Below are 13927 nucleotides of genomic sequence, written 5' to 3' on the forward strand. Positions count from 1 at the left end.
TCGGCCACCGCCACTTCCAGCCGGTGATCGACGCCATCATCCGCCTCGCCGAGAAGGCCGCCAAGGAGCCGCGCGACTACACCGCGCCGGACCATTCGGCGCTGGAAGCCGAGCTGCGCGGGCTGATCGAGACGGACATGCGCGCGGCCTACAAGATCGCCCGCAAGCAGGACCGCTACGAGGCGATCGCCGCCGCCAAATCCAAGGCCAAGGCGCATTACGCCGCCCTCGCCGCCGAAGGCAAGGACGTGCCGGACGCGCAGGTGCTGGCCGAGGTGCTGAAGGAGCTCGAAGCCAAGATCGTGCGCTGGACCATCCTCGACGAGGGGATCCGCATCGACGGCCGCGACACCAAGACCGTCCGCCCCATCGTGTCGGAAGTCGGCGTGCTGCCGCGGGCCCATGGCTCGGCGCTGTTCACCCGCGGCGAGACGCAGGCCCTGGTCGTCGCCACCCTCGGCACCGGCGAGGACGAGCAGTTCATCGACAGCCTGGAAGGCACCTACAAGGAGCGCTTCCTGCTGCACTACAACTTCCCTCCCTTCTCGGTCGGCGAGACCGGCCGCACCGGCTCTCCCGGGCGCCGCGAAATCGGCCATGGCAAGCTAGCCTGGCGCGCCATCCGCCCGCTGCTGCCGCCCGCGCACGAGTTCCCCTACACGCTGCGCGCCGTCTCCGAGATCCTGGAGTCGAACGGCTCCTCCTCGATGGCGACCGTCTGCGGCACCTCGCTCGCGCTGATGGACGCCGGCGTGCCGATGCGCCGTCCGGTGGCCGGCATCGCCATGGGCCTCATCCTCGAGGGTGAGAAGTTCGCCGTGCTCTCCGACATTCTCGGCGACGAGGATCACCTCGGCGACATGGACTTCAAGGTGGCCGGCACCGACAACGGCGTCACCGCCCTGCAGATGGACATCAAGATCGCCGGCATCACCGAGGAGATCATGAAGGTCGCCCTCAGCCAGGCGAAGGATGGCCGCGCGCACATTCTCGGCGAGATGAACAAGGCGCTCACCGGCGCCCGTTCCGAGCTCGGCGAGCATGCCCCGCGCATCGAGGTGATCCAGATCCCGGTCGACAAGATCCGTGAAGTGATCGGCACCGGCGGCAAGGTGATCCGCGAGATCGTCGAGAAGACCGGCGCCAAGATCAACATCGAGGACGACGGCACGGTGAAGGTCGCCTCCGCCTCCGGCGAATCGATCAAGGCGGCGCTGAACTGGATCAAGTCCATCGCCTCCGAGCCCGAGATCGGCCAGATCTACGAGGGCACGGTGGTCAAGGTCGTCGATTTCGGCGCCTTCGTGAACTTCTTCGGCGCCAAGGACGGCCTCGTGCACGTCTCGCAGCTCGCCAAGGAGCGGGTGGCCAAGCCGTCCGACGTCGTCAAGGAAGGCGACAAGGTGAAGGTCAAGCTGCTCGGCTTCGACGAGCGCGGCAAGACCCGGCTGTCGATGAAGGTCGTCGATCAGGAGACCGGCGAGGACCTCGACGCCAAGGCCAAGCCGGCCGAGGAAGCCGAGGCCGGCGCCGCCGAGTGATCGGCCGCCGACGTCCGCCGTCTCTTGGGGCGCGCCTTCGGGCGCCACTCTTGATGTTTCAGCGGGGTGCCTTCGGGCGCCGCTCTCAATGTTTCAGCGGGGCGCCTTCGGGCGCCCCGTTTCGTTTGTCACCTGCCCCAGGCGCGGGGCAGGCCCGCCTGTCAGGCCATCGACACCCCGGAAAGTTTAGATTAGAATTATTCTAATCATTATCCGGGTGTGTCATGAAACGCTTCTCCGATCTCAACGAGGCCGAGATCCTCGCCCTCGCCATCTCCAATGAGGAGGAGGATGCACGCATCTACCTCCAGTTCGCCAGCCGGCTGAAGGCCGATTATCCGGCGACGGCGGCGATGTTCGAGCGCATGGCGCAGGAGGAGCACGGCCACCGCCACGCGCTGCACAAGCTCTACAGCGCCAGGTTCGGCGGCGAGCTGCCCTACATCACCCGGCAGGACGTGAAGGGCTTCCTCAGGCGCGACCCGATCTGGCTGCTGGAGACGCTGCGCATCGACGCCGTGCGCCGGCAGGCCGAATTGATGGAATACGAGGCGCAGCAATTCTACATCAAGGCCGCCGCCCGCGCCCGCGACGCCGAGACCCGCCAGCTGCTCGCCGACCTCGCCGAGGCCGAGGGGGAGCACGAGACGCTGGCGCAGGAACTCGGCGGCCGGCTCGAGGCGAGCGGCGCCAGGCAGGCCGAAGAGGACACCGCCCACCGCATCTTCGTGCTGCAGATCGTCCAGCCGGGGTTGGCCGGGCTGATCGACGGCTCGATCTCCACGCTGGCGCCGATCTTCGCCGCCGCCTTCGCCACCCAGGACAGCTGGGCCGCCTTCCTGGTCGGCCTCGCCGCCTCGATCGGCGCCGGCATCTCCATGGGCCTCACCGAGGGACTCTCCGACGACGGCGCCATCACCGGCCGCGGCAGCCCGTGGCCGCGCGGCATCGCCTGCGGCGTGATGACCATGCTGGGCGGGCTCGGCCACACCCTGCCCTATCTGATCCCCGATTTCTGGACCGCCACGGCGGTCGCCGGCGTGGTCGTCGCGGTGGAACTCGCCGCCATCGCCTATGTGCGCACCCACTACATGGAGACGCCGTTCGGCTCGGCCCTCGTCCAGGTGGTGCTCGGCGGCATCCTCGTGCTGGCCGCCGGCATCCTCATCGGCAGTTCCTGAGGCCGCTCAGCCCGCGCGCACCATATCGACGAAGCCGTTCACCTCGCGGCGCAGCGTAACCGCCTGCAGCGACAGGTCGCGGGCCGAGTTCAGCACCCGCTGGGCGGCGGAGGAAGAGGCCTGCGCCGCCCGCTCGACGGCGGAGATGTTGCTGGTGACCTCCTGCGCCCCGCTGGCCGCCTGCTGGATCGAGCGGGCGACCTCCGCCGTGGTGGCGTGCTGCTCGGTCATCGCCGCCGCGATCGCCGCCGCGGTGTTGCGCAACTCCGCGATGGTGTGGCTGAAGCCGGTGATCGAGCCCAGCACGTCGCCGGTCGATTCCTGAATCCCGGAAATGCGGTCGGAAATGCCGGCGGTGGCCTGCGCGGTCTGGTTGGCCAGCGCCTTCACCTCCTGCGCCACCACGGCGAAGCCCCGGCCGGCCTCGCCCGCACGGGCGGATTCGATCGTGGCGTTGAGCGCCAGCAGGTTAGTCTGGCCGGCGATGGAATCGATCAGCCCGGTAATGTTGCCGATCTGCTCGGCCGAGGCCTTCAGCTCGTTCATCTGGCCGCTGGTGACCTCGACCTCGCCCACCGCGCGCTCGGTCATCGCGGTGGAATGCTGCAGTCGGTCGCCGATCTCCCGCGCGGCGGCGGAGAGCTCCTCCATCGCCGAGGCGACGGTCTGGACGTTCACGGTGGCGAGCTGCGCCGCCGCCGCCACCGCAGCGGTCTGGGTGGTCGCTTCCTCCGCCGTGGCGTTGAGCCCTTCCGAGGCCGCCTGCAGCTCGCTGGCCGCGTTCGCCACCATGTCCACCACCGCCCCGACCGCGGTCTCGAACTGGTCGGCGAGCTGGCGCATCTCGGTCCGCCGGCTCTCGGCGGCGATGAGCGCGGCGAGCCGCGCCTGCTCGCGCTGGCGCTCGGCCTCGGCCAGCCCGTCGCGGAACACCGTCAGCGCGCGGGCCTGCTCGCCAATTTCGTCGGCGCGCCCGGCATGGGGGATGACGGTACCGAGATCGCCGGCGGAGACCTGCTCCATCGCCGCGCTCACCTCGCGCACCGGCCGGGCGATGCCGAGGAAGGAATAGGCGCCGGCCAGGATCGCCGCGAGAATGGCAATGGCCGAGAACAGCAGGATGCGCGCCATGCCGTCCGCCAGCGCCTCGCCGGCCAGCATTTCCGCCTCCTTGGCCTGCGCCGTCGTTTCCGCCACCACCTCGGTCAGATCGCGGGTGGCCTCGCTCATCAGCGGCTCGGCCCGCTCCGTCACCAGCCGGGTGCGGTTGGCGAGTTCGGCCAGGTTCTCGTCGATCAGGCGCTGATAGGCGTCGAAGTCGGTTCGCGCGGTCTCGATGGTCAGAGCCACCTGCGGGTTGTCGCCCAGCTGCTGGCCGACATCGGCGAGGATGGTGGCGACCCGGTTCTGCATGGATTTCAGCCGCTTGAGCTGCTTGGCGTCGCCTTCCAGCATGTAGGTGGAGGCGGCGAGGTTGATGTTGTCGACCAGTTGCTCCAGCGGCTGCAGGTTGCTGGCCATGTCCGGCTGGTCGAGTTCCAGCATCTGCCCGGCAAGGGTGGAGAAGTTGGTGCGCGCGCGTATCGCCAGCCCCGGGCGGGCCTCGACCATGCGCATCTGCGCCAGCTCGGAGGCATGCACCTCGGCCGTCACCACGCCGATGTCGGCCAGCATCTGCTTCAGCTTGCGGAACACCTCGCGGTCGTCGTCATGGGTCTCCAGCACCATCAGCCGGTCGAGCCGCTCCTGGGCGGCAGCGATATCCTTGTCGACCTCGCCGAGCAGCGTCTCGTTTGCCGGATTGGCGAAGGACAGCCGCATCTCGGTGGCGTTGAGCTTGATCCGGGTGAGCAGTTCGCCGACCCGCTGGCTTTCCGCCAGGATGTCGGCCTGCCGGTCCGCCGCCGCATTGGCGGCCTCGATGCTCGACATGGCCTGGTGCCGGCTCACCAGCACCCCGCAGGAGAGAAGAACGAGCAGCACGGACGCGATGCCGAGCTTCAGCGCGATGCCCAGACGCATCGTACCCATGGAGCACCTCCAGATAGCCTTTGACGATGCGCCACATAAGGCAACGTGGCTTGTGCGGGACTTGCCGGGGCGGCGCGCCCGAAGGCGTGCGCCCCGATGCCACGCCCCGCCTCGCTCAGCCGAAGGCGGCGAAGGCGCCGGCGAGCCGCGCGCGCTCCCAGCCGGCCGCGAGCGCGAGGGCCAGCAGCAGCCGCGCCTTCACCCCCGTGAGCAACCCGGCGGGGATGGCCCCGCGCCCGATCAGGTCGATCTCCGAGCCCGGATAGCCATAGGTGCGCTCGAACACCGGGCCGGCGAGCGTCCGGCTGGCCAGCACCACCGGCAGCTGCGCCGCCACCTCGCCGACCGGCGCGGCGATCGCGCCGGGAACATGGCCGGCCCCCGCCCCCTCGATGACGAGGCCGGCGAAGCCGAGGCCGGGCACCGCGCGCAGCAGCCGGCCATCGTCGCCCATGGCGATCTTGATGAGCGCCACCGGCGGCAGCGAACCGGCAGCGTCGGCGAACACCGGCAGGTCGGGGGCGGCGACGCGGGAAAAAATCCGCACGCCTCCCTCCGCCACCAGCCCGAGCGGGCCGGCCATGTCGGAGACGAAAGCGGAGGTGAGGGCGGTGTGCGCCTTGCGCACGAAGCGGGCGGCGTGGACCTCGTCATTCATCACCACCAGCGTGCCGAGCCCGCGCGCGGCGGCGCTGGTGGCGACGATGGCGGCGGCGAGAAGGTTCGCCGGCCCGTCCGCGCCGGCCTGCTGCGGCCCGCGCATGGCGCCGACCACCACCACCGGCCGCGCGTCGCGCACCAGCAGGTCGAGCGCGAAGGCGGTCTCCTCGATCGTGTCGGTGCCCTGGATGACGACGGCGCCGTCGGCCCCCTGGGCGAAGCCGGCGCGGATCTCGGCGGCCACCGCGACGATGTTCTCCAGCGTGAGCGAGGCACTGCCGACCCTGAACGGCGAGCGTGCCTCGATCTCCGCCAGTTCGGCGAGGCCGGGCACGGCGGCCACCAGTTCGGCCGCGCCCAGCGTCGGGGCGATGCCGCCGGCGGCGCTTTGGGTCATGGTGATGGTGCCGCCGAGCGAGAGCACGAGAAGACGGGGACGCGGGGTGGTGGGCATGGCAGACCTAGTTCTCCTGCAACGGTTTTCGTCGCCCGGGAACGACGTCATCCTGAGGTGCCCGGCCCCGGCCGCGCCTCGAAGGATCCGCCGGCGAACAGACATCCTTCGAGGCGCGCTGACGCGCGCACCTCAGGATGACGGTCCATCCCGGTAGGACGGGAAAACCACGAGCCGCGATCATAGCCGTCCGCCGCGCCTGCTGTCAGGCCGTCACGCCGCCGCGCGCAGGCCCTCCAGCCCGGCCGGCATCGGGCCGCCGGTGGCCCAGTCGAGCAGTTCCACCGTGTGCACCACCGGCAGGGCGGTGCCGCCGCCGATTTGCGTCATGCAGCCGATATTGCCGGCGGCCACCACTTGCGGGTCAGTGCGCTCGATATTGGCGACCTTGCGGGCACGCAGCCTTTCCGCGATCTCCGGCTGCAGGATGTTGTAGGTGCCGGCCGAGCCGCAGCACAGATGCCCCTCGGCCGGCTCCAGCACGGTGAAGCCGGCTTTGGCCAGCAGCGCCTTGGGCGGGGTGCGCACGCGCTGGCCGTGCTGCAGCGAGCAGGCGGAATGATAGGCGACGCGGATGCCGGGAGCGATCACCGGGGCCGGCAGCTCGTGCCCGGCGAGGAACTCGCTGACATCCTTCGCCAGCGCCGAGACCCTGGCCGCGCGCTCGGCATAGGCCGGCTCGGTGCGCAGCATGTGGCCGTAATCCTTGATCGTGGTGCCGCAGCCGGACGTCGTGACGATGATGGCGTCGAGCCCCTCGCCCTCGATCTCGCGCCACCAGGCGTCGACATTGGCGCGGGCATTGGCCAGCGCCAGGTCTTCCTTGCCCATGTGGTGGGTCAGCGAGCCGCAGCAGCCCCCGCCCACGGGCCGCACGATCTCCACCCCCATGCGGGTCATCAGCCGGATCGCCGCCTCGTCGATCGCCGGCCGCAGCACCGGCTGGGCGCAGCCGTCGAGCAGCGCGACGCGGGCGCGGCGGGGGCCGGTGGCGGCGAAGCGGCGCACGCTCTCATCGGCCGAGCGGGTCGCCGGCCGGGCGGGGGCGAGGCGCAGCATGGCGGCGATCGGCTTCATCCCCGGCACCGCCGCGAACAGCCCGGCGAAGGGCCGCGCCAGCATCGCCCCACCGATGGCGAGGCGGAACAGCCGCCGGCTGGGCAGCACATGCGCCAGCAGCGCCCGGGTCAGCCGGTCCATCAGCGGGCGTCTATAGGTCTTCTCGACATGGTCGCGGGCATGGTCGACGAGGTGCATATAGTGCACGCCCGAGGGGCAGGTGGTCATGCAGGAGAGGCAGGACAGGCAGCGGTCGATATGCTTGGCGACCTCGACCGTCGCCGGCCGGTCGTTCTCCAGCATGTCCTTGATCAGGTAGATGCGCCCGCGCGGCGAATCGAGTTCGTCGCCCAGCAGCACATAGGTCGGGCAGGTGGCGGTGCAGAAGCCGCAATGCACGCACGCGCGCAGCACCTGTTCGGAGCGGGCGGTCTGCGGGTCGGCAAGCTGGGCGAGGGAGAAATTCGTCTGCATCGCTCACACTCCCGCATACATCCGGCCCGGGCTCAGCACGCGCCCGGGGTCGAAACCATTCTTCATCCGGCTGATCAGCGCGCCGGTGATCGGGTCGAGCGGCTGGAACACCTCTTCGCCCGCGCGCGCCGCCGCCGAGGCGCGGATCAGCGTCGCATGGCCGCCACCCGCGCCCGCCACCGCCGCGCGCACCCGCGCCGTGTCGGGCGCGCTGCCCGGCATCTCGATCCAGACCAGGCCGCCGGCCCAGTCGTAGAAGCAGGCCGCCCCGGCCTCGCGCAGCGCGGCGCCGACCGAGGCTCCCGCCATCGGCGCCACCGAGACCCGCCAGACGGCTTTCGCCCGGTCGGGACTGCCGCCCTCGGGCAGGGCGAACGGCTCGACATCCCGCACCGCCCGCCAGAAGCCGAGCGAGGCCGCCTCGTCGAGGAAGGACAGCGTGCCATGCGCGCCCAGCATCGCCTCCAGCTTGCCGCGCCGGTGGACGATCGAGGGCTTCACCCCCTCCAGCCGCAGCGCCGTCACCCCCGTCCCGGCCCCGGCGACAGCGGGAATCCGCGCGGCGATCCCGGCCGGCAGATGCGCGGCGCCGGAGACGTCGTAATAGGAGCCGACCGCCGCGCTCATCACCCCGGCCGCCGCCGCGTCGTCGAGGCCCAGCACCAGCAGCGTCTCCACCGTCTCGGGGCGCGGCAGCACCTTGATGGTCAGCTCGGTGAAGGCGGCCAGCGTGCCATAGGAGCCCGACAACCCGCGCGGCAGGTCGTAGCCGGTGACGTTCTTCACCACCCGGCCGCCGGCCTTGAACGCCTCGCCCCGGCCGGAGACGGCGCGCAGGCCCAGCGCATGGTCGCGCGCCGCCCCCGCGCTCGGCCGGCGCGGCCCGGCGAGGTTGCAGGCGATCAGCCCGCCCAGCGTGCCGCCACCCGGGGCAAGGCCGAGCAGCGGGCCGAAATCCATCGGCTCGAACGCCAGCATCTGCTTGGACGCCGCGACCAGCGCCTCGATCTCCGCCACCTTGGTGCCGGCCTTGGCGCTCAGCACCAGCTCTTCCGGCTCATAGAGGGTGACGCCGGAAAGGCCCTTCAGCTCCAGCGTGGCGTCGGTCTGGATGTGACGGCCGAGCGCGGCCTTGGAACCGGCCCCGGCCACGTCCAGCGTGCGCGCGTTCGACACCGCCCAGCGCACGGCCTCCACCACCTCGGCCTCGTCGCGCGGACACAGCCTCTCGCTCATCTCAGGCACCTCCGGAAAGCGCGGCGAGCCGCGCGGCATGCGTGTTGTGCGTGGCCACCACCGGGTCGGCAAGCCCGCCGGCGAAGGCGACGTCGTCGAGCCGCAGGGCGAAGAAATCCGCGCACATGCGTGGGGCCAGCGCGCCGATGTCGCTCCGCCCCGGCACGGCGGCGTTGCGGACGAGGAGGGTGGCCATCAGAAGCGCGGCAAATCGGGGAAGGGCAGCTTGCCGCCCGACACATGCATGCGCCCCAGCTCGGCGCAGCGGTGCAGCACCGGGAACACCTTGCCGGGGTTGAGCAGCGCCTCGGGATCGAAGGCGCATTTCAGCCGTTCCTGATGGGCGAGGTCGATCTCGTTGAACATGGAGGGCATGAGGTCGCGCTTCTCCACCCCCACGCCGTGCTCGCCGGTGAGCACGCCGCCCACCTCGACGCAGAGCAGAAGGATGTCGGCGCCGAAGGCTTCCGCCTTCTCCAGCTCGCCCGGCACGTTGGCGTCGTAGCAGATCAGCGGGTGCAGATTGCCGTCGCCGGCGTGGAAGACATTGCCGCAGCGCAGCCCGTATTTTTCCGACATCTCCTCCATGCGCTTGAGCACCAGCGGCAGCGCCTTGCGCGGAATGGTGCCGTCCATGCACAGATAATCCGGCGAGATGCGCCCCACCGCCGGGAAGGCCGCCTTGCGTCCGGCCCAGAAGGCGACGCGCTCCTCCTCGCTGGTGGAGGCGCGCAGCGTCATGCAGCCGAGCCCGTTGCCGATCTCGGCGACGCGGTCGATCAGATGGTTGACCTCCGCCTCCGGCCCGTCCAGCTCGACGATCAGCAGCGCCTCGACGTCGAGCGGGTAGCCGGCGCCGAGAAACGCCTCGGCGGCGTGCACCATCATCTTGTCCATCATCTCCATGCCGCCGGGAATGACGCCCGCCGCGATGATGGCGGCCACGCACGCCCCCGCCGCCTCCGAGGAGGGAAAGCCCAGCAGCACGGCGCGCGCCGTCTCCGGCTTCTTCAGGATGCGCACCGTGACCTCGGTCACCACGCCGAGCAGCCCCTCCGAGCCGACGATGAGGCCGAGCAGGTCCAGCCCGCCGGAATCGAGGTGCTTGCCGCCGATGCGCACGATCTCGCCGGTGATGAGCACCATCTCGACGCCGAGCACGTTGTTGGTGGTCAGGCCGTATTTCAGGCAGTGCACGCCCCCCGAATTCTCTCCCACATTGCCGCCGATGGTGCAGGCGATCTGCGAGGAGGGGTCGGGCGCGTAGTAGAAGCCTTCATGCGCCACCGCATGGGTGATGCCGAGATTGGTCACCCCCGGCTGGGCGACGACGGCGCGGTTGGCGAAGTCGATGTCGAGGATGCGGTTGAACTTGCCCATGCCGAGCAGGATGCCGTCTTCCAGCGGCAGCGCGCCGCCGGACAGCGAGGTGCCGGCCCCGCGCGGCACCACCGGAATGCCGTTGGCATTGGCATAGGCCAGCACTTTCGACACCTGTTCGGTGGTGGAAGGCAGCACCACGGCGAGGGGAAGCTGGCGATAGGCCGTCACCCCGTCGCTCTCGAACGGGCGCATCTCGGCCTCGGTGTCGATCACCCCCTCGCCGGGCACGATGGCGCGCAGCTCGGCGATGATCTGGGCGCGGCGGGCCAGCACATCCGCCTTCGGCGCCGGCATGACGAGACCGGACATGGCACTCCTCCCAAACAGACGTTTCTCGCTTACGGACGTCTCTTGCGGGACGTTTCCGTTTCGATCCATTCTAGGGAAAAGCCTCTAACCTTCCTATGGTAAAAAAACTAGACCAAGGATGAATTCAGGCGGGCGGCGGGCGGGCCTTCCGCGCCTCGCGGCAGGCGCGACGGCAACGCCCTTGCGCCCGATCAAGTACAGGCGCACCTGAGGGGGATAGGGCTCGACCGGTCGCGCGGCGGCACGGGCAGCAACACGCCGCCGGCCGCACGGCCACAGGCAAGGGGAGATACATAATGACCGACGCCGCCACCGGGACACTGCAGCGCATCCGCCTGCATCTTGCCCGCTCCAAGGATTTTCCCGATGGCAGCGCCCGCCACGGCTATGAATTCGTCGCCCCGCTGGACGCCAGCGGCCATATCGACGCCGAAGCGTGGAAGAGCCAGCGCGAGGCGTGCACGGTCACCCGCTTCTGGGGCCATGACGCGCCGGAAAGCGGCGTGCTGGTGCGCCGCGCGGGCGGCATCTCCGGCGCCAGCTGGGTGTTCGACTACGAGGCCGGGGCCAGCGACGACGACGAGACCGGCTACCGCTTCGGCGACCACGCCTTCCTGCCGGGCGAATATGTGTCGCTGAAGGACGAGGACGGCGAGATGCACACTTTCGTGGTGTTCTCGGTCGGGCCGGCCTGACGCGGCCCGCGCGAGACGGCCCGCCTGAAACGACGACGGCGCGGACGCCCCTGCGGGCCCGCGCCGTTTTCGTGGTCGTCGCCGTGGTCAGTTAGTTGGAGGTGCCGACCCCGGCCGGCGGAGCCACCGCGGTGCTGGGCGCCGACGCGGTTTCGGTGCCGGCGGCCGGCAGGTTGGTGCCGGTGGAGGTCGAGGAGCCGGTGGCGGCGGGAGCGGCCGGGGCGCTGGCGGGGGCCGCCGCCGGTATTGCCGCGGGTGTCGCGTCGGGAAGGGCAGCGGCGGGGGCCGCGGGCGCGCCGGTCGCCGCAGGGGTCGCCGCGGCCGGCGAAGCTTCCGCCGGCGAGGTCTCGACCGGCTTCGGCTTCGGCTTGGAGGCGACGGCGCGCGGGCGCGGCGCGCGCTGGATCATCGAGATGACCTTGTTGTGCAGCTCGGCCGCCTTGTCGATGTTGAAATGGCTCAGCGCGCCCGAGCCGGTCAGGTCGATATTCTCCACCCGCCGCCCGGAGACCGGCTTGCCGGAGCCGCCGGACTGGTAATAATTCACCACCTTGCCGATCTTCGGCGAAGCGGTCATGGCGGTCACGGGATCGAAGGTCACCACCAGCGGCACCGGCACGCCGGCGGCGGCCACCCGGTTGCCCATGGTGACGGCGGCATCGGCGCCGAGCGAATGGCCGATGATGATCACCGGCGAGGGGCGGCGCTTGCCGGCCTTGGCCTGCTCGATCGCGGTGTTGCTCAGCATCTCCAGGTCGACATAGGAGTGCACGCTCGCCTCGATGCCGCGCGCGCGGAGCTTGGCGGCGAGGTCGTCCATGCCGAGCGAGAAGATGTTGGCGAGGCCGCGTAGCAGGTAGACCCGGGGCTGGTTCTGCTTGGACTGCGCATGGGCCGGCACGGCAAGGGCAACGGCGAAAACGGCAATAACGGCGAGGCACACGGCCCAGACCCGCGAGAATCTCATGTCACAAATCCCGAAATGACCGTCTGACTTCATGCTCTGGGGCCTCGACCCTTGCAAACAGATTCTAAAGTGTCCCAGCTTTGCCGAAAGTCTGATGCGCAAGGGCAACAGTTCCGTCGCGGCACGCGGGGCGCCGTCTTCAGCACGCCACGGGCGCCCGGCATAAGGACCGCCGGGGCGCTTCGTCTCGCGCCCCTTGCCGGCGCCCCTTGCCAGCGCCCCGTCCCCGTGCAACCCACTGGGGGGCGCGGAAGTTCCCCCGGCCCGACGGTAAGTGACGGGGGCGAGTGAGGGAGCAGGTTCGGTGACAGCATTCGAGGCGAGCCCCGCCGCCGGCAAGGCCTTCTACGACCATCCATTGCGCGCCCCGGTACTGGCGGAGCTGCATGCCCGCCCGTTCGTGCCGGTGTCGACGCCCGCCCGCATCCTGCACGTCGCCTTCCTGGTCGACCGCGCGCAGGCGATCGCCGACCGCGCCGCCTTCGCCAGCCTGTGCATGGCGCGCGGCCAGCCGGCGCCGGACCGCGAGGCCAAGCAGCACCGTGTCGCCTTCGGCCGCTTCGTGCTGCGCTGGGAGCGTCACGCCGAATTCACCACCTATACCTGGGAGGTGCCGGCCGAGGACGTGGTGGAGGGCGGCCTGCCGTTCCAGCCTTCCGGCGCCAGCCTCGCCGACGTGCTCACCCAGTTGCCCCAGCCGGGGCCGCTGCTGGTCGCGGTCGACCTGCACCTCGTCACCGACACCGCCGACGCGCTGCCGCTCGACCGGCTGTTCGACCGCACCAGCCTCGCCCGCTCGGATGTCGAGGACGGCTTCGCCGAGATCGCCACCGACTTCCAGCCCGACCCGTCCGGCTTCGTGCGCATCCTGGTGCGCGACCGCGGCATGACCGACGACGCCGCCGGCGCGCTGGTGCAGCGGGTGCTGGAAATCGAGACCTACCGCACCCTCGCCTTGCTCGGCCTGCCGGAGGCGCAGCGCCTCGCCCCCACCGTGGCGCACAGCGAGAACGAATTGTCCACGCTGACCGAGCAGATGCGCCAGAGCGAGGGTCTGGCCGCCAACCACAAGCTGCTGGACGCGCTCACCGGCCTCGCCGCGCAACTGGAGGCCGACGCCGCCGCCTCGCTGTTCCGCTTCGGCGCCACCCGCGCCTATGAGGAGATCGTCTCCTCGCGGCTGCGCACCATCGGCGAGCGGCCCATTTCCGGCTATCCCACCTGGCAGCAGTTCCTGCTGCGCCGGCTGCAACCGGCGATGCGCACCTGCCAGGCGATCGAGCAGCGCCAGGCCAATCTGTCGGTCAAGCTCACCAGCGCCGCCAACCTGCTGCGCACCCGGGTCGATGTCGAACTGGAGCAGCAGAACCGCAACCTGCTGCACAGCATGAACAAGCGCGCCCGCATGCAGCTGCGGCTGCAGCAGACGGTGGAAGGGCTCTCGGTCGCCGCCATCTCCTATTACGTCATCAGCCTGCTGCACTACGCGCTGGAGGGGCTGCACCCGCGCGCCGAGGCCGCCGGGCTGCACTACGATGTCGGCGTCACCACGGCCATCGCGGTGCCGATCGCGGTATTGCTGATCTGGTCGGTGGTCCGCCGCATCCGGCGCGGCCATGCCGAGGACGACGCCTGAGCGCCCGTCTGCGCGGTAAACGCCGGCCGGCACGAAAAAGCCCCGGACGCACCGGGGCTTTTCCCTATCCAGGGCAATCGCCGGTCATTGCCCGGCCTATTGCGAGAACCCGCCGGTCGAGGGCGCCGGGGCGCCGATCCACTGGGTCTGGCTGTTGTCCGGTGCCGGCGTGGGCGCGGTCGCCGCCGGGGCCGGGGCGGTCGTCGCCGGGGCGGTGGCCGCGGGTGCCGGCGAAGGCGCGCTCTGCACGGTGGAGGTCGGCGCCGAGGGGCTGGTGCGCGGCGGCGCCGTGGCGGCCGGC

General features: G+C 70.6%; 11 protein-coding genes. 4 read left to right on the forward strand and 7 right to left on the reverse strand.

Annotated features, from left to right (window positions below; all coding sequences use genetic code 11):
- Positions 1-1541, forward strand: a 1541-nt coding sequence (gene pnp, locus KHC23_RS23260; protein WP_246544906.1) for a polyribonucleotide nucleotidyltransferase, incomplete at its 5' end; no start/stop codon positions are given.
- Between the two features lie 224 nt (positions 1542-1765).
- Complete coding sequence (mbfA, locus tag KHC23_RS23265; RefSeq protein ID WP_213376094.1) at positions 1766-2722, forward strand: iron exporter MbfA; 957 nt, start codon at positions 1766-1768, stop codon at positions 2720-2722.
- Between the two features lie 6 nt (positions 2723-2728).
- Here the strand turns inward: mbfA and KHC23_RS23270 are convergent, their stop codons facing one another.
- The 6 genes from KHC23_RS23270 to KHC23_RS23295 all read right to left on the reverse strand — a co-directional run bounded on the left by KHC23_RS23270 (position 2729) and on the right by KHC23_RS23295 (position 10328).
- Entirely contained in the window at positions 2729-4753 is a 2025-nt protein-coding gene (locus KHC23_RS23270; protein WP_246544907.1) for a methyl-accepting chemotaxis protein, read from the reverse strand.
- A 115-nt stretch (positions 4754-4868) separates the two neighbouring features.
- A complete protein-coding gene (locus KHC23_RS23275; RefSeq protein WP_213376095.1) occupies positions 4869-5867 on the reverse strand; it encodes an asparaginase in 999 nt (332 codons plus the stop codon).
- 213 nt (positions 5868-6080) lie between these two features.
- The gene (gene glcF / locus KHC23_RS23280; RefSeq protein WP_213376096.1) at positions 6081-7400 is read right to left on the reverse strand and encodes a glycolate oxidase subunit GlcF; all 1320 of its coding nucleotides are present in this window, start codon (positions 7398-7400) and stop codon (positions 6081-6083) included.
- A 3-nt stretch (positions 7401-7403) separates the two neighbouring features.
- On the reverse strand, positions 7404-8636 hold the full coding sequence (locus KHC23_RS23285) for an FAD-binding protein (RefSeq protein WP_213376097.1): 1233 nt from the start codon (positions 8634-8636) through the stop codon (positions 7404-7406).
- A gap of 1 nt (position 8637) precedes the next feature.
- Positions 8638-8832, reverse strand: coding sequence for a hypothetical protein (locus tag KHC23_RS23290; protein ID WP_246544908.1), 195 nt, complete (start codon positions 8830-8832; stop codon positions 8638-8640).
- Entirely contained in the window at positions 8832-10328 is a 1497-nt protein-coding gene (locus KHC23_RS23295) for an FAD-linked oxidase C-terminal domain-containing protein (protein ID WP_213376098.1), read from the reverse strand. The genes KHC23_RS23290 and KHC23_RS23295 overlap by 1 nt, the downstream gene beginning before the upstream one ends.
- Positions 10329-10624: 296 nt before the next feature.
- On the opposite strand from KHC23_RS23295, the gene KHC23_RS23300 reads away from it, so the two are divergent.
- Entirely contained in the window at positions 10625-11023 is a 399-nt protein-coding gene (locus tag KHC23_RS23300; protein WP_213376099.1) for a hypothetical protein, read from the forward strand.
- Between the two features lie 91 nt (positions 11024-11114).
- On the opposite strand, the gene KHC23_RS23305 is transcribed toward KHC23_RS23300, so the two are convergent.
- Positions 11115-11990: an alpha/beta hydrolase family protein gene (locus KHC23_RS23305; protein WP_213376100.1), complete on the reverse strand. Its 876-nt coding sequence runs from the start codon at positions 11988-11990 to the stop codon at positions 11115-11117.
- Positions 11991-12294: 304 nt separating this feature from the next.
- On the opposite strand from KHC23_RS23305, the gene KHC23_RS23310 reads away from it, so the two are divergent.
- Positions 12295-13626 carry a DUF3422 family protein gene (locus tag KHC23_RS23310; protein WP_213376101.1) on the forward strand — a complete coding sequence of 444 codons (1332 nt, stop codon included), beginning with the start codon at positions 12295-12297 and terminating at the stop codon, positions 13624-13626.
- The last annotated feature ends 301 nt before the right edge of the window (positions 13627-13927 follow it).

It is taken from the genome of Ancylobacter dichloromethanicus (assembly GCF_018390645.1).
In the GTDB taxonomy this organism is placed as follows: Bacteria; Pseudomonadota; Alphaproteobacteria; order Rhizobiales; family Xanthobacteraceae; genus Ancylobacter; species Ancylobacter dichloromethanicus.